Source organism: Lactiplantibacillus xiangfangensis (assembly GCF_001438845.1).
GTDB classification, from domain to species: Bacteria; Bacillota; Bacilli; order Lactobacillales; family Lactobacillaceae; genus Lactiplantibacillus; species Lactiplantibacillus xiangfangensis.
Map to the genome: position 1 here is coordinate 234,757 of NZ_JQCL01000074.1, position 20,619 is coordinate 255,375.

The window sequence follows — 20,619 nt, forward strand, 5'->3', positions numbered from 1 at the left end:
ATCCGATTGATTCACTTTAAATAGTCGTCTTTATCTTTACGTTTAAACGAACGACGTAAAACTTGGAAAAACGTTAGCGATTTGACGATTCGATCTGGTTTAATGTACTTACGGACAGCCCGTAATACCCGCTTAGGATCCTTAGATGAGAAAGTAAACAGCCCGTTTTTCTTTGTCTTAAAGGCAAAACGTGGAATCCACTTCCCGCCAAACATTACCGAAACAACAACCCGATCAACTTCATCCCAAGGAATCTGGATATAGTTTTTAACGTTACGATCATCATAGAACTCAAACCCCTTGTCGCCGACCATAATTTTGCCATAATCGGTTAATCCCATGTGGGAGTTTGCATCCATGACCAAATCAACTTTGTGATTGAGTGATTGAACCATTTATTTAAAACTCCATTTCTTTTATTGATTACACCGATTATACGGCGCAAGCGCCGCCGATGCAAAACCACTATTACGAAAAAGGATGAACTCCATGAGTCCATCCTTTTTCACCTAAGCCTACGACTCAGATTTAAAAACCATTGATTACATCACACCAATAACGTGCATTACAACCCCAAATACGAAGAGGCCAAGAATGATGATGATTGGTGAAACTTTCTTCTTGAGTAACCACATGCATAAGAAGGTCAAGAGTAAGGCAGCTAACCCAGGAATCAAAGTGTTTAAGTTATCTTGTAAGGTCGTTACCTTGTACTTGTCGAGTGAAAGACCAGCTTTTTGTTCAACTAAAGCCTTCTTGATTCCTTCACCACCTGAAGGCAAGTTAGCCCAGTCGATGAACGCACCCTTAGATTGCTTGATGGTCGAAACCTTGACCGGACTGAAGTCCACGTTAACCCACCGTTCAATTAAGGCAGCTAAGATGAACATCCCTAAGATCGAAGCACCCTTAGTAATGTCTTGTAAAATACCACCAGATAAGTCTTCGGTAATCTTAGAACCGGCTTTATAACCGAATTCCTGAGTGTACCACATGAAGCCCATCCGGATAGCGTTCCAAACAACGAAATACAGGATTGGTCCCATGATATTACCAGCCATAGCAAGTGAAGCCGCTAAGGCCCCAACAATTGGCTTAACCGTGTACCAGAACACAGGGTCACCAACACCAGCCAGTGGACCCATCATCCCAACTTTAACCCCTTGAATCGTAACGTCATCAATGGGAGCCCCATTGGCACGTTCTTCTTCAAGCGCTAAGGTAACACCAATAACTGGTGAAGCCACGTATGGATGAGTGTTGAAGAATTCCAAGTGACGCTTCAAAGCAGCGGCACGGTCTTCTTTAGTTGTATATAATTTCTTTAATGCTGGAATTAAGGAATAAGCCCAGCCACCGTTTTGCATACGTTCGTAGTTCCATGAACCTTGGAGGAACGTTGAACGCCACCAAACGCGCCGACGATCGGTTTTTGTTAATTTAACTTGATCAGCCATTATTAGTTTCCTCCTTCATTAATACTTGTCGATGATGTCGCCAACTGGATCACCAGTATTGGCACCACCACCACCATTGCCAGAATTACCACTCTTTTCAAGGTGTAAGTAAACTAAGGCTAATGATACACCGATAGCACCTAAACCAATCAAAGTGATTTCACTAACAGCGGCTAAGACGAAACCTAATGCAAAGAATGGCCACATTTCACGAGAAGCCATCATGTTGATAACCATCGCATACCCAACGGCAACAACCATACCACCACCGATTGACAAACCATCAGTCAACCATGAAGGCATTGAGTTTAACATTGCTTTAACGGGGCCAGCACCAACGGCTAAGATAGCAGCGGCTGGAATGGCAATCCGTAAACCTTGCATGCAGATAGCGATCCATTGCCAAATATCAATCTTAGTAAAGCTACCTTCTTCAGCAGCACGGTCCATAACATGGACGATGATAGTTGCTAAAGTACGAGCAAGAATGGTTAATAATAAACCGGCAACAGCTAAAGGAACGGCGATCGCAATGGCGGAAGAAACTCCGGCACGGCCTTGGCCACCTAAAACTAAAATAATTGCAGATGCAATTGCGGCTAAAGCAGCATCGGGTGCAACAGCGGCACCGATGTTAGCCCAACCTAAGGCGATCATTTGTAGTGAACCACCTAAAATCATGCATGGTACTAATTGGCCGGTTACTAAACCGATTAACGTACATGCAATAACTGGTTGATGGAAATGGAATTCATCCAAAATACCTTCCATACCAGCTAAAAATGAGACCAGTACGACTAGAATCACTTGAATAAAATTCAAAGTCATGATTTAATCCTCCATTTTTCTTCTGATAATCTATTTTTGTTCGTTCAACATGTTTTGTGCTTTTTTCAAGATGTTATCCATGTTGTCCTTACCATCAGTTGGGACTTTACGAACGTCAAATTCAATGCCGTCAGCTTCCAACTTCTTGTAAGTATCGATATCTTCTTGGCTGAAAGCCAAAACCTTGTTTGGTTGAACTTTACCAACTGAGTGAGCCATTGACCCGATGTTCAAGGTCTTAATTGGAACCCCACCCTCGATAGCAGTCAAAGCATCTTCTGGTGTTTCAAATAATAGTAAGGCTTTCTGACCACCGAAATGCTTGTCATCCTTAGCAATCTTAATCATTTGTTTGATTGGGATAACGTGCGCTTTGATTCCGGCAGGTGCAGCCTGCTTGATCATGCTAGAACGTAATTCGTCCTTAGCAACGTTATCTGAAACAACGATAATCCGCGTTGGATTGACAGTCTTGCTCCAGGCAGTGGCAACTTGCCCATGCAATAACCGTGAGTCGATCCGTGCCAACCCGTATTCGAGTGACCCAGGACGACCCGCATTGTTTGCGCTAGGAGCTGCAGCGGCTGCCTTTTCTTCCTTAGGCGCTAAGGCTTCTGGACGAACTTTAACCCCGTCCTTAGCCGTTTCAATGATGTGGGTTGCAATTTCGTGAGCCGAGTTCATCGAAAGCCGTGAAGCGTAGGCTTCAATCAACATTGGCAAGTTCAAACCAGCAACAATCGCCCATGTGTCCTTATGTGCTTCGAACAGTCCGTTGACTTGGTTAAACGGAGTTCCGCCCCAAAGGTCAACTAAGAATAAGACTTGGTCTTGATCGTCGAAAGAAGCAATGGCTTTTTCCAACTTAGCCTTGATGTCATCAGGACCTTCGCTAGGCATCAACGTAACCGGTTGAACGTTTTCTTGTTCGCCGAAAATCATTGAACCAGATTGAAAAATGCCTTTAGCGAATTCGCCGTGACTAGCAATGATAATGCTTACCATCCTTGTACCTCCTATTTTTCGTTACAGTCATAATAAAACGAATAAATAATATCTAAATAGCCCGTAACGGTTTTGTTTGATACTGAAAGCGCAATCTTTTTTGCCCTCACTAATATATATGCAACTTCCGTGCCAAAATACACTAAAAACAAATTACCGTTATTTCGGCCTTTTAGACCGATACACAATTATGATACAGTATTAGTTTGTTCAATTTGTGTATCAAATAGCGTGTTTTTAATACTAACTTACGAAACACTGCACTTTCTTAACCTTTTTGACTGATGCACTTAATAACTGAGCGCTCGGCGGCCATTTTGTTGCCAAATAGCGTCAAAATCCTGATTACTGATTGTTTCTCGCCTTCCAGTCCACGGATCATTATAAAATAATTGGTTTGCTTGATAGCCAGTCATGGTTACCGTATGACTCGCAAAACCATCTAATCCGGTCACCCACACGACCACCGGATGACGCTTAGCCAGTTGGGCTTTTAGTTGGGATAAGCTCATCCCACTTAGGTTGACTGCCGTGGGAAGATATTGCCGGACGGTTGCTAACAGCCCTTGAGGATAGATGTAAAGTCCCACCCCCATGCTGCTAGTTGGATCACCGACAAACCCACTGTTTGGGTCCGAACTGCGTGGAACCACGGTCGCAAATTTCATTTTATCGATTTTAACACCCGTATATTGTAGCATCATGGTCGTCGCCGTCATTTCACACCCCGTCGGTAACTCCGGTAATTGACTAATTAGGGGCACTGCTAACCGGACCGCTGCCGGGGTCACGGGTTTTAAATCACTCGCCAAAACCCAACCACTTTGCTTAGTTCCATTACTAATATAGTAGTAACGTTGCTTCTTACCGTTGCGGACAATGTCAGCCTGCTCTGAACGCGTCCAAACGGTTTGAGGGTGCCGTTTTAAGTGAAGGTTTACTCGTAATTTGGCCCGGTGTCCCCGTTGCACCGTTAAATGATAGGCTAGACCGTTCAGATTATTAGCGCGGTACGTTTGCTTTGAAACGACCTGAATCCCCGTGATTGGATAAGTCGTCGCCGCCTGAACTGGTTGACTGGCTTGCCAACCAAGACCTAACCCAATGAGTCCGGCCAAGATTCCGCCGCATCTGTTCAATGTTTCAACCCACTTTCTTTTCAGAATATTTAAGCAGTTTCATTATAATGCTGGAAACGGTGGGATAAAAGTAAAAAAAACGCTGATTTTAATCAACGGATCAGGGCCATACCTGGCGCCATAAATGCTAAGCGCAAAAAAATAGCCGATACATCAACGCTTGCACGTCTCAATACCGACTACTTTTGTTATTCGCTAGTGCGGCCAAGAAGATTCGAACTTCCACCGAGTTGCCCCGACAAGATCCTTAATCTTGCGCGTCTGCCAATTCCGCCATGGCCGCATCATAACTCACAAAAAACATCATACCAAAATTTTGTGAGTCTGACAAGTCTAATTCAAGATTTTTGAACTTTTAAACCAGCCGCATCCACCGGTAGCAAGTGATATTGCCCCGTTAACGTCGAATTCGTTTGTAATTTCTGTTGTAGCTCGTTTAACTGCCCGTAATCACCCAGCGTGACAATCGTTGGGCCAGCGCCACTCAAATACGTGCCCACGATTCCCAGCTGGTGGGCCGTCTTCCGAATCGTTGCTAACGCTGGCACCAATTTAGCTCGGTACTGCTCGTGGAATTGATCCGCTTCTAGTAACGGTAACGCCACTTCCCAGTTCTGGGTCGCTAAGGCCGCGACTAAGGTGTTGGCCACACTACTGCCCGCAATCGCCTGTTTAAACGGTAAGTTTGCTGGCAAAGCCTCACGACTTACTGACGTCAACAACTCTTCGTTAGGCACGTAGACACTAGCAAAAAGACTTGGTAACGGTAATTTGACCGCGTGCACCTGTTGTTCGACCGCCGTTGAAACGACCAACCCACCAAAGATTGCGGGCGCCACGTTATCCGGATGCCCTTCTAGCTGGGTTGCTACGACCAACAGTTCATCTAACGACCGCTGCTGACCACTCAATTCGTTAGCTAAAGCTAAGCCCGCGACGATGGCCGTCGAACTGCTTCCCAATCCCCGTGCCAGTGGGATCTTTGAATCCACTTGTAAATGTTGGGGCTTTAAATCGGGCGCCAAAGTCAGCGCCGTTTTAATAATTAAATTTCGTTCGTCCGTTGGTACTTCATCACCAAACGGATGATCAATCTGCCAATGATCGCTGGGTTGCAAGACTTGCAACGTTAATTGCATGTCTAACGCAAGCCCAATCGAATCAAAACCTGGGCCTAAGTTAGCTGAAGTTGCAGGGACTGAAATTGTTAACATGTGCTCACCTACGCATTCTTCAAAACTTTATAACTGGCCAACAAACGCATATTGTCCTGCTCACCAATTGCCGCCGTAATCTCGGCCAACTGTTGATCGTTCATGGCATGGGTAATGATGACGACCCGCGCGTTACCATCGCTTAACTGGTTTTGAATGATCCGGCTAAATGAAACTTCCGCCTTAGTCATAATTGCAGTCAACTTCATCATCATCCCGGGAACGTCACGCATCTTTAACGCGATAAAGTGTGGGTACACAACGTCTTCCGGTGCGGCTAACACGGTTTCTTGTCGGTACGAATTAAACGTATTCCCAGTCGTGTTCAACGCAATATTCTTGGCAACGGTGGTGATGTCACTTAAGACACTGTTCGCCGTTGGTAGTTCACCGGCGCCTGGGCCGTAGAACATCGTATCCCCAACGGCCGTCCCCGTAACCATGACGGCATTATTTTCATTTTGCACCGTTGCTAAAGGATGGTGGTCAGAAACGAGGACGGGACCGACCGAGACGGCAATCCGGTCATCGATTTCTTCCGCGATGCCTAATAATTTAATGGTGTATCCTAATTGGTTTGCTTCCCGAATGTCTTCAGGACTAATGTTGGTAATCCCTTGAACGTGGACGTGATCCATGGACAAACTCATCCCAAAAGCAAATTGCGTCAAAATAATCATCTTATAGGCCGCATCCAGCCCTTCAACGTCGTTTGTCGGATCCGTTTCAGCAAACCCCAAGTCCTGTGCCGAGCTCAATGCCTGTTCATAGGACCAATTTTTGGTCAGCATTTGCGTCATGATGTAGTTGGTCGTCCCGTTGACGATTCCCATCACCCGTTGGATCTTATCAGCTGCAAAACTGTTGTCGATGGTCCGTAAAATAGGAATCCCACCAGCAACGCTAGCTTCGTAAAAGAGGTCGCGGTGATTTTCACGGGCAATCTGAACGAGTTCACGTCCATATTGCGCAATTAAATCCTTGTTAGCCGTGACCACGTGTTTACCTGCTTGAAGTGCTCGGGTAATGTATTCCTTCGCCGGGTGAATCGAGCCCATCACTTCGACCATGATCTGAATGGACGGGTCAGATATCAACGTATCAATTTGGTCGGTCAACTGGACATCCCCTAAATCGACTTGTTCGTGCTTTTTCAAGTTGTGGACAACCACACAAGCAAGTTCCAGCTTGCGGCCGGTGATTTCTGAGATCTTTTCTTGGTGCGCTTGTAACATTTTTACAACGCCGGTACCAACTGTGCCCAGTCCGACAATCCCAATTTTAATCGTTTCCATGCTAAACCCTCCATTATTTTTAATAGTTAAGCTCATTCTATCGAAAGCCCAGTCGTTAAGCAATCCTTTTCAGACTAATTTGATTGGCCCCCGACACCGTCCACACGTATAGCGCGTCAAATCCATTCGCCGTTTGCGCCGATACACTTGTCCGCAATTTTGGCAGACATACGTGTACCGGTACGCTTGTTTCGCTGGATGCTTAGGCGCTGGCGCATAGCGTGATCCGCCGACCTGAGCCAGTAATTGCTTAAAGTCGGCGTCTCGGTGACGATAGCCCCGGTGAGCTAAGTGCAAGTGATAGTGACACAGTTCGTGCTTGATTACACCGATCAACGTTGCCTTTCCAAAATCCGTCAGCATCTTAGGATTGATATCAATACTATGACTTTCTAACTGATAACGCCCACCCGTCGAACGTAACCGCGCGTTAAAGTAAGCTCGGTGACGAAACGGCTGTCGAAATGCTTGCTCGGATATGGCCATCACCAGACGCTGAAGTTCTAAATCAGTCATCGCTTGGGGCCACCATGGTCAGGGCAATCCGCTGGCGCTGCTCATCGATACTTTCGACCCAGACCGTCACGATATCACCAACCGCAACGACTCGGCGTGGGTCCTTTAAGAACTTATGGCTCAACTTAGAAACGTGCACTAAGCCGTCCTGTTTAACACCTATATCCACAAAGGCCCCGAAATCGACGACGTTGCGGACCGTTCCTTGAAGCTGCATACCCGGCTTTAAATCGCTCATCTTTAAAACATCTTGCCGCAATAACGGTGCGGGCATCGTGTCCCGGACATCCCGACCAGGTTTTTGTAAACTATTGACGATGTCTTTTAGCGTTAATTGACCCACCCCGGTCGTTTCAGCTAACCGGGCTAAATCTAACTGGCTAAGCTGTTGTGCCTTATCCGTCCCAACATCAGCGGGTTTTAGTCCCGCCGCCGCTAACAACGCTTTGGCGGCTGGATAGCTTTCTGGATGAATATCCGTGTTATCAAATACGTTCTTCCCGTCAATGATGCGGAGGAACCCGACCGCTTGCTCGTAAGCCTTAGGTCCTAATCGGGGAACCTTCTTCAATTGTGGCCGGCTGGCAAATTCGCCGTTTTCATCCCGGAACGCCACAACGTTCGTGGCAATCGTTTTGGATAACCCCGAGATGTGAGTTAAGAGTTCAGAACTCGCCGTATTTAAATTAACGCCGACTTGGTTCACGGCCGTTTCAATGACCGTATCCAACTGGGTACTGAGTTCCTTTTGGGGCACATCGTGTTGGTACTGCCCCACACCAACCGACTTAGGATCGATCTTGATAAGTTCAGCCAACGGATCTTGCAACCGGCGACCAATACTAATTGCACTACGCTGTTCAACGTGGAGCTCTGGAAATTCCTGTCGCGCCTTATCACTCGCTGAATAAACGGACGCACCGGCTTCATTTACAATGACGTAGTAAACGGGCCGTTTCAACGTTTTCAAGACTTCAGCCACGAACTCTTCGGATTCACGGGAAGCCGTCCCGTTACCAATCGCAATCATTTCAACTTGGTACTTTTCAATAAACGCCTTAAACTCACCAGCTGCCGCTTCCCGCTTGGCCTGAGATGCTGGCTTATGCGGATAAATGACTAACTTATCTAAGAACTTACCGCTAGCATCCATGACCGCTAATTTACACCCCGTCCGGTAAGCGGGATCGAAGCCTAATACGACCCGCCCCTTCAACGGTGCTTGCATCAATAAGTGATATAAATTATCGCCAAACACTTTAATGGCCTGTTCATCGGCCGCGTCACTTAATTCATTCCGCAGTTCCCGCTCAATGGCCGGACCAATAAAACGTTTATAAGCGTCTTGATAGGCCGCTTCAACCAACGCCACGGCTGGTCCTTGGTGCTGGCCAACAAAGCGAAAATGACAGTACCGGTCAATGCCCGCTTGGTCCACTTGAATGCCAACCCGCAAAACCTTTTCCTTTTCCCCACGGTTGAGGGCTAGTACCCGGTACGAGACTAGCTGCTTAATGGGGCTAGTGAAGTCGTAATACTGCTGGTAGACGCCCTGTTCATCGAGCGCCTTCCCTTTAGGCTTTACCTTTGCAACCAACATCCCGTGATCCCGTGTATCGTTACGAATCCAGTTACGTAACTGTGCGTTGTCACTAAACGCTTCCGCTAAAATCTCGTGTGCACCAGCCAGTGCAGCCGTAGCGTCATTCACGTCCTTTTCAGCATTCACAAATTGACGGGCCTTTTCTTGAATTCCATCCTTAGGGAACTTCAGTAACCATGCGGCCAATGGTTCTAAGCCGGCATCCTTGGCGATTGTCGCCTTCGTCCGCCGCTTTTGCTTGTACGGTAAGTATAGGTCTTCCACGTCTTGCAGTTTAGCTGCTTTTTTAATCGCTGCGGTCAACGCTGGCGTTAACTGCCCCTGTTCATCGATCAGTTTCAGTACGTCCGCCTTGCGACTTTGTAAATTGGCCAACCGATCGTAGTTTTCTTTAATTTCTCGAATTTCCACTTCATCGAGTTCGCCGGTCCGTTCTTTCCGGTAACGTGCAATGAAGGGAACGGTATTGCCTTCGTCCATCAAACCTAACACGGCCTTGATCTGTTGCGGTTTAAACTTGGTCAGTGTCTGATTGACTAACGTTAAAATTTGATTATCCATTTTTTCACCCAATCTCTTTAAGACTCATACCTTCTATTATACCCGGTAAAGATGACAAAAAGGACCTGGAAAAACCAGATCCTTTTTTGTCGTTAGCTTTATGAAGAACGCTACATCACCACGTTCATGATTCGTTGAACATCACCTGAGACCCGTTCCATGGCAGCTTCTTGATCCTTTTCCGCCTGGTTGAAAGTGTCAACGTCAATGGTTTGATCATCGACGTTTAAACTAGCCGTCATAGCGGCACAAGCGTTGGTATACGTTTCATAGGCCGCTAATAAGTTGCGGTGACGCCCAATCAAACGAACGGGCACTTGTGCTTTCTTCAATTGTGCTAAATTCTTTTGGTACTGTTCGGTGCCGTCGCTAAATTCCATCTGGATATCATTGAATTCAGCGGGTACCATTTGTGCGACTGCGTTATCATCGACAGCTTGACGCAATTTTTCAAATAATGGGTTTAATTGGTCCCCCATCTTTTCCGTACTTTCAATCACCTTAGATAATACTGGCATGTAAGTCTGAACCGTTGCTTTACGCATATTCACAGCTCTTTTCTTTGTTTTTAGTTATCCTTATTCTACCAGTAACCGGCCACTTATGCGCGACGCATGTGACGACGTTGGAAGAATTTAACAATTTCCACGATAACAACCATGGATAAGGAAGCCACTGCCACAATTCCCCATTGGTAAGCATCCAGGTTAGTGACGTGGAACAAGCCGTTCAAGCCTGGCACCATGATCGTCATTGCTAACATGGCAAACGCAATTAAAATTGCCCAGTTGAAGAACTTGTTTCTAAAGAGCCCAACCGTAAACAAGGATTCGTGAATCGACTTCGAGTTAAACGCGTGGAATAACTGAATCAAGCCTAAGGTTGCAAAGGCCATCGTTAACGCGTCGGCGTGCGCCATTGAAGCACTGGCATGCACTGGGTAAGTTAAGGCTAACCAGTAAACAAGTAACGTGATCCCACCTTCAAGTAGGCCTTGGTAAATAATACTGCTGAAGACGCCACCCGAGAAGAAGTTTGAATTCCGGCCCCGTGGCTGGTGTTTCATAATGTTCTTTTCGGTCGGTTCAACCCCCAGCGCGATGGCTGGCAAGGTGTCGGTAACTAAGTTGATCCACAAGATATGCACTGGTGCTAAAATTTGCCAACCAAGCATCGTCATCATGAACAGGGTCAAAACTTCCCCTAAGTTAGCAGACAGCAAGTATTGAATTGCTTTTTGAATGTTAGCAAAGACCTTCCGACCTTCTTCAACGGCCACCACGATGGTCGCAAAGTTATCGTCAGCTAAGACCATGTCACTGGCCCCTTTAGAAACTTCGGTCCCGGTAATGCCCATCCCGATACCAATATCGGCAGCTTTCAGTGCTGGCGCGTCGTTCACACCATCACCGGTCATAGCAACGACTTTCCCACGTTTTTGCCATGCGTTCACGATTCGAACCTTATGTTCAGGCGCAACCCGAGCGTAAACGGAATATTGGCTAACTTGCTTATCAAACTGGGCGTCGGTTAAAGCGTCTAATTCGGCACCGGTAATCACGGCGGCGTCATCACCAGGTTCGATGATCCCTAACCGGGCCGCAATGGCTTCGGCCGTATCACGGTGGTCACCGGTAATCATCAACGGACGAATTCCCGCTGACTTCGCATCCGTTACGGCTTGTTCAACTTCCGGACGTTCCGGATCAATCATTCCGACCATCCCGGCAAAGACTAAATCATTTTCCATGGTTTCAGAATCAACCGTGGCGGGAACCTCATCGATAACCTTGTATGCAAACGCTAAGACCCGTAACGCCTGGGTCGCTAATTCATGGTTCGTCGCTAAAATTTGGTCCCGAATTGGCTGCGTTAATAGGCTAACGTCGCCATCAGTTTCGACCTGGGTGACTCGTTTCAGTAACTCGTCGGGCGCACCCTTAACGGCAACTAAGAACTGGCCGTCCGTTAACGGGTGAACCGTCGACATTAGTTTTCGTTCGGAGTCAAATGGCACTTCATTGACCCGGGGTTTATCGGTCAATAGTTGGTCAACCGGGTAGCCCTGATCTAAATTATATTGAATCAGCGCCGTTTCGGTAGGATCACCGGCTAAACCGTCCGCCATAATTTTCGTATCGTTACTTAAAATCATAACTTGGGCTAAGTGACTATCAACTGGTAATTCCGTTGTCCGCGCGTCCACTAACTTTTGGTTTAAGACGAGTTTTTCAACGGTCATTTTATTTTGCGTTAAGGTCCCAGTCTTATCCGACGCGATAATGTCAGTACTCCCCAACGTTTCAACGGCGGGCAACTTTCGGACTAACGCGTGGCGCTTGGCCATTCGTTGTGTTCCTAGCGCTAACGTGATCGTCACGATAGCTGGCAACCCTTCTGGAATAGCAGCAACGGCTAATGAAATTGCCGTTAGTAACATATCGATCAAGTTCTCAGTGCCACGCAACATTCCGATACCAAAGACGATGGCTGCGATGACCAAAATCAAAATGGTCAATGACTTTCCTAATTGGGTCAAGTTCGCTTGTAATGGCGTCGTCGTTTCATCAGCAGCTTCGATCATCCCGGCAATCCGACCAACTTCGGTCTGCATCCCGGTCGCAACCACGATCCCGGTCGCCCGGCCATAGGTCACGTTGCTATTCATGTAGGCCATGTTTAGGCGGTCACCGATGGGAAGGTCGCCGGCTTCAAGCGTAGCGGCGTTCTTTTCAACCGGCACGGATTCACCGGTCAAGGCGGATTCCTCAACCTTAAGTGACGCACTTTCAATCAAACGTAGGTCTGCGGGCACAATGTCACCGGCTTCAAGCGTAACCACGTCACCAGGGACGAGTTCATCACTCTTGACGGTTTGTAACTGACCATCCCGTAAAACGGTCGCATCCGGAGCGGCCATCTCCTTAAGGGCGTTGATGGCTTCTTCAGCTTTAGATTCTTGAAAGACACCAAACACGGCGTTTAAGACAACCACTAGTAAAATAATGACAGCGTCGACGACTTCACCACTAAAGGCAGCGACTAAGGCGGCGACTAGCAACACGATGATCATGAAATCCTTGAACTGCGCCAAGAATTTTTGTAGCATCGAAGTCGTTTTCTGCTGGTTCAGTGCGTTTTTTCCGTACTGCTCCAACCGCTGCTTGGCGTCGGCCTGTTGTAAACCTTGCTCATCCGTTTTAAGTTCGGCGTAAATGGCCGATAACGGCTGTTGGTACTTAGGTTGTTTACTCATAATAAATCCCTCCTGGCATCTGAATCTCATTTTCTAAATGGTCTGGATATAGAAAATGAGACCCATGTATGCACGCAAAATGTGTGAACATACATAAGTCTCACTATTTAAGACAATACCGGATTGGCTTCTTGCTGACGATATTGCCGCGAATTTAACTCCGCTAGTTACTCCCTTATGATTGTAACGTTAGTATAACGGATTCATATTGAACTGTCTACTAATAATCCTTTGGGTCTATTTCCAAAAGTTATCGTAAATGTTGATGGCGGCATGCCGCTTATGTGCCGTTTTAAGGTACCACGCTTCGATCTTTTCAGCAGCGTCATCAGCGATCGTTTTGCCTTCCAAGTAGTCATCGATGTCGTCGTAGTGCACACCAAGTGCGACTTCATCCGGCAAAGCGGGACGATCTTCTTCTAGGTCCGCCGTTGGCACTTTTTCGTAAAGGTGCTTAGGTGCATTTAGGAAGGCTAACATTTGCTTGCCCTGGCGCTTGTTAAGCCGCCATAGTGGCACAATATCGGCCCCACCGTCACCATATTTCGTGTAAAAACCGGTCACAGCTTCCGCCGCATGATCGGTCCCCACAACGGCGCCGTGCATCTCACCCGCGATTCCGTACTGAACGATCATCCGTTGCCGGGCTTTGATATTGCCCTTGTTAAAATCATGAATCGTTAAGTCGTTGGCTTCGAGTGCCTGTACCATGGCATCAGTTGGCGCTTTGATATCAACCCGGTCAGTCACATCGGCGTTCATAAATTTAATGGCTTCCATTGCATCCGACTCATCGGCCTGGTTGCCGTATGGTAAACGAACCGCGATGAACTGATACTGTGCATCCCCAGTTTCGGTCCGCATTTCATCAATCGCCATTTGTGTTAACTTACCAGCTAAGGTGGAATCTTGCCCGCCCGAAATGCCCAATACGTACGTCTTTAAAAAGGTATTCTTCTTCAAATACGCTTTCAAAAAATCAACACTGCGCCGAATTTCTGTTTCGGGATCAATGCTTGGCGCAACGTGTAAAGCTTCAATAATTTCTGTTTGTAATGGTCGCATCGGCCAGTTCCTCCTAATAATCGATTTTGTTCACCCAACCGCGAACAGAATTGATAATGTTCATTTTATGATCATATAATTTTTGTGATAGGTCGACGGGATAATCCTGTGGATTCAAGTCCCGTTTGTACTCATCCCACAGCGAGTCGAGACTCTCATAAGCGTACTGCTTAATCGCGTCGAGGCTCGGTAAATCGTAGACCTGTTTACCATGATCATAGATTGGAATTAGTACCGGCCGCGCGTCAAAATCGCTGACCGTTTTATTAATATAAGTGTAACTTGGGTGGAACATGTAGATGGCATCTTCGTTCCGGGGGTCCTCGTCATACAGGGTAATGTAATCCCCTTCTGATTTACCGTCGGCCCGCTTCGTAATCCGCCAAATTTGTTTTTGCCCAGGTGTTGAAACCTTTTCGGCGTTGTTCGATAGTTTGATTGTGTCGACCATCTTATGATGATCATCTTCAATCGATACCATTTTATAAACGGCGCCTAATGCGGGTTGATCAAACGCCGTAATCAGCTTGGTCCCAATACCCCAAACACTAATCTTGGCGCCTTGCATTTTCAAGTTTTGAATCGTCTTTTCATCTAAGTCGTTGGAAGCGTAAATCTTCGCATCGGGGAAACCCGCTTCATCCAATTGTTCACGAACCCGTTTGGACAAGTAAGCCATGTCACCACTGTCGATCCGCACCCCTTGGAAGTTGATCTTGTCGCCCATTTCCTTAGCAACTTTAATCGCACTTGGTACCCCACTGCGCAACGTATCGTAAGTATCCACTAAGAAAACGCAGTCGTGGTGGGTTTCCGCGTAAGCCTTAAATGCCAAATAATCATCCCGATAAGTCTGAACTAACGCGTGGGCGTGGGTCCCACTAATCGGAATACCGAAAATCTTACCAGCGCGGACGTTACTCGTCGCATCAAAGCCGCCGATATACGCTGCTCGGGTCCCCCAAATTGCGGCGTCAAATTCTTGCGCACGCCGGGTCCCGAATTCCAGTAAGCCGTCTTCACCAACGACCGACTTGATGCGAGCCGCCTTAGTGGCAATCAAGGTTTGGTAATTAATAATATTTAGTAACGCCGTTTCGATTAGCTGACAGGTTGCCAGTGGCCCTTCAACTTGTAGTAAGGGCTCATTGTTAAAGACTAAGTCCCCTTCACGGGCTGAACGAATCGTCGCATCAAACTCAAAGTTCTTTAAGTAATCCAAAAAACCGTCAGAATAGTTACCGGTATCGCGAAGGTAGGCAATATCCGTATCCGTAAAATGTAAATTATTGATATAATTAACTACCCGTTCCAGGCCAGCAAAAATCGCATACCCATTTTGGAAGGGCATCTTGCGAAAGAAGACTTCAAACACCGCGTGCTTGTTGTGAATTCCCTCTTCCCAATAGGTCTGGATCATGTTGATCTGATAAGCATCCGTATGCAAGGTTAAACTATCATCCGGATAGATTTGCGTCATGAGTTTTTTCTCCATTTCGTCATTGTAAAGATGTTTACAGTAAGATAAGCCTATTTTAGCATTTTTTATAATAGTAATGAATGTAAGCACCAGAAAAAGTTGCAGAAATCTATGATTTACCTATACTTTAATTATGATTAGAAAGTGAGGTCGCTTATGTCAGCCCCTTTTGACACGGTTTCAATTTTGAACGTTCCGTTTATTAATACGACTAACACCGCCTTTGTTCATCAGCTTCAACAAGACATTAACCACCACGCGAACCGCTTCGTTGTGACGGCCAACCCTGAGATTTTGATGTACGCGCGCGAACACCCAGATTATCAGCAGGTCTTGCGCCAGGCTGATTACATTGCTCCAGATGGGATTGGCGTCATTCAGGGCGCCCAAATTCTGGGCACCCCGCTCCCCGAGCGTATCACTGGTTATGATACGCTCTTAGAACTACTTAAATGGGGTGGTCAAACGCACCGGCGCATCTTTTTGCTAGGCGCTAAACCAGCCGTCCTAAAACAAGTCACGGCCACTGTCCAACGCGACTATCCTGGCATTGAAATTGTCGGGGCGTGTGACGGCTACTTTGATGACGAAGCGGCGGTTGCCGCCCAAATCGTCGCGGCTAAACCCGAAATGGTGTTCGTTGCGACTGGTTTTCCTAAGCAGGAAATCTTCATCGCTAAATATCGACAACGCTACGACGCCCTCTGGATGGGGGTCGGCGGCAGTTTTGACGTGATCGCCGGTGCCGTCAAGCGGGCCCCGCAATTTTGGCAAAAGCATCATATTGAGTGGCTCTACCGGTTGATTCAAGAACCGAGCCGTTTCAAACGAATGTTAGTTTTGCCCCGCTACTTACACCTGGTGAAGAAGATCGCCAAACAAAAACATTAGTCCGTATTCACTAAAAAACGACCCTGATTCTTTAACGAATCAAGGTCGTTTTAGCATTTAAATGTTTATTTTTCGAGGTAAAATTCAAACCGATTCCCCACGTACTGAGTACGCACATATTCGAACGGTTCCCCAGTCTGCAAATAAGAAATCTGTCGTAGCCGCAACAACGCATCACCGCGACGAACGGACAAGAACTCCGCAATCCGTTCCGATGCTGACATGGCGGATACCGTTTGTTGGGCTTTACCGGGAACAAACCCAGCTTTTTCTTCCAATGTCCGGTATAACGAACTCGTGATTTCATCCTTCGTAAACTGTTTAACGAGCCGTTCGGGTACGGTTGCCACTTCAAAACAAATCGGCACATCGTCACCGTAGCGAATCCGTTCCATCCGTAAAACTTGTTCGTTAGGTTTCAACGCAAGCTTTTCACTTTCGGATAATGAAGGACTCGTCACGTGGTACGAAATCGTTTTACTAGATGGCACCTTGCCCTGAGCCAGCATCAGATCAGTGAAGCTGGTGACACCGGACATCTTTTCTTGGACCTTTTGATTGGCCACAAACGTCCCGGCACCAACTCGCCGTTCTAAGATTCCTTCATCAACCAAGGTCTGAATCGCTTGGCGAAGTGTCATTCGACTGACATCAAATTGACTCGCCAGCTCCCGTTCAGACGGAATCCGATCACCAACGGCCCACCTTCCGGCTTCGATGGCTTGCTTAATTTGGTTGTGAATTTGAATATAGATTGGCGAACTCATGGTACTCATCCCTTACTTCTAATTTATTTAGTTGCTTTTTGGCCGTAGCTATAAGTTGCGACTAAGTCTTGGTTTGCGTCTAAGACGTTGATATCAGCGTCTTTACCCGCTTCCAAGCTACCTTTTTGAGTCAAACCGAATTCACGTGCTTGGTTGACAGAAGACATCTTAACGGCTTCTGCAATTCCACAACCAGTGAATCGTTGAACGTTCTTGAAGGCGTTAATATAAGTTAACACAGAACCCGCTAAGTTACCAGCTTCAAGCCGTGCTTGGCCATCCTTAACGATCACTTTTTGACCGCCAAGTTCACTGACACCATCTGGTTCACCCTTCGCACGCATTGAGTCTGTTACTAACTCAATCCGATCGGCACCTTTTTGTTCGTAAGCCAATTTGATCATGTCAGGAACGATATGGAAACCGTCACAGATCAATTCACAGTACATGTTGTTTTCAAGCATGGCGTGGCCAGTGACACCGGGTTCGCGGTGCTTGAATTCACGTTGGGCATTATATAAATGCGTGACGTGAGTTGCTTTACTTGCTAATAATTGTTCACGGGTCGCATTACTATGACCAACTGAAGGTACGATGCCATTTTCAAGACAGTACTTTTCAAAATCACGCGAGCCAGGATCTTCTGGTGCGTAAGTAATTAACTTAACGCGACCACCAGATAACTTATTCCAGTTGTCCAGTAATTCCACGTTAGGATTTTTGATGTACTTTTCAGGTTGAGCACCCTTAAAGGTTGCTGAAATGAATGGGCCTTCCAAATGAACCCCTTGAATAACAGGGTTTTCTTGGGCCGCCTTGTTGATCCCTTCCATCGAGTGATTTAAGTTTTCGTTGGATTGGGTCATTGTCGTACAGAAGTATGAAGTAATCCCTTCACGGGCCACCATATCGTTGACCATTTCGTTAATTTCAGCTGGATTTCCATCCATTGAATCAAAACTATAACCACCATGGCTATGAACATCAATAAAGCCCGGTACAATCGTCTTGCCACTGACAAATTCAATGTCGTCGTCGGGTTGGGCAACGTAGTCATCCATTGGACCAACCGCTTCAATTTCCTTACCAAAACGAATGTAGCCGTCATCGATCTTTTCTAGACCGGTATAGATGATGGCATGTTTTAACACTTTGCTCATGTACAATTCCTCCTTGGATTTACTGGTTTAATTATAATCGGTATAGACCAAACATGCAACTGCTAGCACCAAGTTATTTCTTATTCACCGAGTTCTTTGGCAATCGTCGCGTCGATTCCTTTGACGACAGACGTCATAAAACCGGCTTCTTCCATGGCTAATAACCCTGCAACGGTCGTTCCACCTGGAGAAGAAACTTGATCGATCAGGTCAAACGGAATTTTATCCGATTTGAGTACCATTTCGGCACTGCCTAAGGTCGCTTGAGCCGCAATCTTGGTCGCAGCGGCTTTGCTTAGACCGTGTTTGACCCCGGCACGCGCCATCGCATCAATAAAGAAGTAAACGTAAGCGGGCGAGCTTCCAGCCAAGGCAGAGAAGGTACTGAAATCTTTTTCAGCAACTTCGCTGGTCTCCCCAATTGCGTCAAACAATTTTTTCCCGGCGGCGTACTGGTCAGCGGACAACGCTGCGTTGCCAATGAGGGCGGTCATCCCAGCACCGATGGCCACGTTAACGTTGGGCATGATGCGTAACACGGGAACATCGGGGGCAACCGTTGCGTAGTCGGCAAGGCTGAGGCCAGAGACCATTGTGATGACCCATTTACCAGCTGTCAGGGCTGGTTGAACCGCTTTTAAAGTGTCCAAGGCAATGTTGGGCTTAATTGCCAAGACAACCACGTCAGCGGCGTTAGCCACGGCCAAGTTCGATTCCATGGCGTTTAACCCGTTGACCTTCGCGTAAGGTTCATAACTAGACGCGTGCGCACTGTGCACGTAAATATCTGCTGGTGCGACGGCTTTCATCTTCAACCAACCATCAATAATGGCACGCCCCATGTTGCCGGCGCCGATAAATCCAATCTTCATAAGCAATTGCTCCCTTAAAGTAGAATATAGGTTTTGTTACCTCTAATTTACACTATCCTAAGTGACAACGCCAAACGTTCAGTGAATTTATCTGACTTGCAAACCAAAATCAAACTAGCGCCACGACTAAAAAACAATTAAATAATTTTTCTCACTATAAAATAAGCCTTAAGCTTAGCTATCGGTCCAATCACTAGCAACTGTAGTAACTTTCAAGGACCAACCCCGTAGAATAAATATATTTATATCCACTTAGTAAGCATTGTGGCTAACGTTGACAATGACTACCCGCACGTATACCCTACATACTAATAACGACCCGTTCCAACAGCGTTGCATCCGAACACGGCTGTCTAAAAACAAAAAAGGAGTTTTTTTATTATGAATAATAGCGCCAACCAAGATTCAAGTCCGAATTTGCAACAACTAGCTTCCCGATTTAAAAGCGATCTAGCTAGTCTCCCTGCTGCCATTTGCGCGGTTTTTGACTTAAAACGCAATGTGACCGAGCTACGGACCCTCCGCTCCTCTACCAAGGTCATGATGAGCTTAATGCTACTGGCAAACATCATTGGTTTCGTTTTAGGAAAAGATTATAGTTTTAACGGCTGGATTGGCCTCATTACTGGCCTAGCCGTGGTTTTAAATCTCATTTTAGTCGATCAGGGTCGTCTGACTAATTATAGCTGGGGCATTTTAGGTTGTGCCGTCTGGCTAGTTATTGCCATTAATAACCGCTTAATTGGGGATATCGCTGCGCAATCCTTCTATCTCATCATGCAATTCGTAGGTATCGCCGTCTGGCACCGCAAAATCAGTGAACAAGCGGATACCCATGAATTGGCCTCGCGTAGCTTTAGTAAGCTGGCTGGCTTTTGCTGGCTCGTTACAACCGTTATTATTTACATGGTCGTGCTATATTTCAGTAAACGTTTGAACGGTACCCAAGTGTACTTAGACGCCACCTTACTTCCACTAGGCATCGTTGGCATGGTATTGATGGTCTACGGTTACCGTTCGCAATGGTACGCTTGGATCACCCTTGATGTGATCAACGTCATCATTTGGTTTAACCAGCTAAAGGGCTTTAGTCCCGCTTCCGCGTCAATGTTTGCCCTCCAACTTGTCATGCTGGCAAACGGGCTTTACGGCGCTTACCTGTGGTTCTACGGGCAAAAGCGTACAACGACCACTAGTTAGGAATACAACTGGAACGGGGCCCGTTATTTCACCTTAAAAAAGTAACCCACGTGGCAAACTGCTGCACGTGGGTTTTATTTGACCGATTGAACATACGGCATCCGTCAAAAAATATGGATTTTTATACACAAAAAAACGACTATCATCATGATAGTCGTTAGCCGCTTTGGTATTAATTGGGCTAGCTGGGTTCGAACCAGCGCATCACGGGATCAAAACCCGTTGCCTTACCACTTGGCTATAGCCCAAAAATGAAATGGAGGGGAGTGGATTCGAACCACCGAACCCGAAGGAGCGGATTTACAGTCCG

General features: G+C 46.6%; 18 protein-coding genes and 2 tRNA genes. 2 read left to right on the top strand and 18 right to left on the bottom strand.

Annotated elements, in window-relative coordinates; translation table 11 throughout:
- Positions 1-11: 11 nt before the first annotated feature.
- The 14 genes from IV64_RS09080 to IV64_RS09145 form a co-directional block, all read right to left on the bottom strand.
- Positions 12-395 carry a DUF956 family protein gene (locus IV64_RS09080; protein WP_057706929.1) on the bottom strand — a complete coding sequence of 128 codons (384 nt, stop codon included), beginning with the start codon at positions 393-395 and terminating at the stop codon, positions 12-14.
- 147 nt (positions 396-542) lie between these two features.
- Positions 543-1,457 (bottom strand): PTS system mannose/fructose/sorbose family transporter subunit IID, encoded by a 915-nt coding sequence (locus IV64_RS09085; RefSeq protein WP_057706930.1) that lies wholly within the window; start codon positions 1,455-1,457, stop codon positions 543-545.
- Between the two features lie 18 nt (positions 1,458-1,475).
- Complete coding sequence (locus tag IV64_RS09090) at positions 1,476-2,285, bottom strand: PTS mannose/fructose/sorbose transporter subunit IIC (RefSeq protein WP_057706931.1); 810 nt, start codon at positions 2,283-2,285, stop codon at positions 1,476-1,478.
- A 30-nt stretch (positions 2,286-2,315) separates the two neighbouring features.
- Positions 2,316-3,290: a mannose/fructose/sorbose PTS transporter subunit IIA gene (locus IV64_RS09095; protein ID WP_057706932.1), complete on the bottom strand. Its 975-nt coding sequence runs from the start codon at positions 3,288-3,290 to the stop codon at positions 2,316-2,318.
- 290 nt (positions 3,291-3,580) lie between these two features.
- Positions 3,581-4,411 (bottom strand): C39 family peptidase, encoded by an 831-nt coding sequence (locus tag IV64_RS09100; protein WP_338033757.1) that lies wholly within the window; start codon positions 4,409-4,411, stop codon positions 3,581-3,583.
- A gap of 217 nt (positions 4,412-4,628) precedes the next feature.
- A tRNA-Leu gene (locus tag IV64_RS09105) sits at positions 4,629-4,712 on the bottom strand.
- A gap of 55 nt (positions 4,713-4,767) precedes the next feature.
- Positions 4,768-5,643, bottom strand: coding sequence for a homoserine kinase (gene thrB / locus IV64_RS09110; RefSeq protein WP_057706934.1), 876 nt, complete (start codon positions 5,641-5,643; stop codon positions 4,768-4,770).
- An 8-nt stretch (positions 5,644-5,651) separates the two neighbouring features.
- Positions 5,652-6,938 carry a homoserine dehydrogenase gene (locus IV64_RS09115; RefSeq protein WP_057706935.1) on the bottom strand — a complete coding sequence of 429 codons (1,287 nt, stop codon included), beginning with the start codon at positions 6,936-6,938 and terminating at the stop codon, positions 5,652-5,654.
- Between the two features lie 69 nt (positions 6,939-7,007).
- The gene (locus IV64_RS09120; RefSeq protein ID WP_057706936.1) at positions 7,008-7,454 is read right to left on the bottom strand and encodes a SprT family protein; all 447 of its coding nucleotides are present in this window, start codon (positions 7,452-7,454) and stop codon (positions 7,008-7,010) included.
- Positions 7,447-9,618 carry a Tex family protein gene (locus IV64_RS09125; protein WP_057706955.1) on the bottom strand — a complete coding sequence of 724 codons (2,172 nt, stop codon included), beginning with the start codon at positions 9,616-9,618 and terminating at the stop codon, positions 7,447-7,449. The genes IV64_RS09120 and IV64_RS09125 overlap by 8 nt, the downstream gene beginning before the upstream one ends.
- 110 nt (positions 9,619-9,728) lie before the next feature.
- Positions 9,729-10,163 carry a hypothetical protein gene (locus tag IV64_RS09130; RefSeq protein WP_057706937.1) on the bottom strand — a complete coding sequence of 145 codons (435 nt, stop codon included), beginning with the start codon at positions 10,161-10,163 and terminating at the stop codon, positions 9,729-9,731.
- Positions 10,164-10,219: 56 nt separating this feature from the next.
- On the bottom strand, positions 10,220-12,874 hold the full coding sequence (locus IV64_RS09135) for a cation-translocating P-type ATPase (protein WP_057706938.1): 2,655 nt from the start codon (positions 12,872-12,874) through the stop codon (positions 10,220-10,222).
- Between the two features lie 237 nt (positions 12,875-13,111).
- Positions 13,112-13,939, bottom strand: coding sequence for an ammonia-dependent NAD(+) synthetase (nadE, locus tag IV64_RS09140; protein WP_057706939.1), 828 nt, complete (start codon positions 13,937-13,939; stop codon positions 13,112-13,114).
- A gap of 13 nt (positions 13,940-13,952) precedes the next feature.
- Complete coding sequence (locus IV64_RS09145; protein ID WP_057706940.1) at positions 13,953-15,419, bottom strand: nicotinate phosphoribosyltransferase; 1,467 nt, start codon at positions 15,417-15,419, stop codon at positions 13,953-13,955.
- Positions 15,420-15,575: 156 nt separating this feature from the next.
- On the opposite strand from IV64_RS09145, the gene IV64_RS09150 reads away from it, so the two are divergent.
- Positions 15,576-16,310 carry a WecB/TagA/CpsF family glycosyltransferase gene (locus IV64_RS09150; protein ID WP_057706941.1) on the top strand — a complete coding sequence of 245 codons (735 nt, stop codon included), beginning with the start codon at positions 15,576-15,578 and terminating at the stop codon, positions 16,308-16,310.
- A gap of 65 nt (positions 16,311-16,375) precedes the next feature.
- Here the strand turns inward: IV64_RS09150 and IV64_RS09155 are convergent, their stop codons facing one another.
- From IV64_RS09155 to proC, 3 genes are all read right to left on the bottom strand, one after another.
- Entirely contained in the window at positions 16,376-17,077 is a 702-nt protein-coding gene (locus IV64_RS09155) for a GntR family transcriptional regulator (RefSeq protein WP_057706942.1), read from the bottom strand.
- 23 nt (positions 17,078-17,100) lie between these two features.
- The gene (gene nagA / locus IV64_RS09160; RefSeq protein WP_057706943.1) at positions 17,101-18,237 is read right to left on the bottom strand and encodes an N-acetylglucosamine-6-phosphate deacetylase; all 1,137 of its coding nucleotides are present in this window, start codon (positions 18,235-18,237) and stop codon (positions 17,101-17,103) included.
- 80 nt (positions 18,238-18,317) lie between these two features.
- Positions 18,318-19,109, bottom strand: coding sequence for a pyrroline-5-carboxylate reductase (gene proC, locus IV64_RS09165; RefSeq protein WP_057706944.1), 792 nt, complete (start codon positions 19,107-19,109; stop codon positions 18,318-18,320).
- A 381-nt stretch (positions 19,110-19,490) separates the two neighbouring features.
- Here proC and pnuC point away from each other — a divergent pair, with 381 nt between their 5' ends.
- Complete coding sequence (gene pnuC, locus IV64_RS09170) at positions 19,491-20,309, top strand: nicotinamide riboside transporter PnuC (protein WP_057706945.1); 819 nt, start codon at positions 19,491-19,493, stop codon at positions 20,307-20,309.
- Positions 20,310-20,485: 176 nt separating this feature from the next.
- Here the strand turns inward: pnuC and IV64_RS09175 are convergent.
- Positions 20,486-20,557 (bottom strand) — tRNA-Gln (locus IV64_RS09175).
- Between the last annotated feature and the right edge of the window lie 62 nt (positions 20,558-20,619).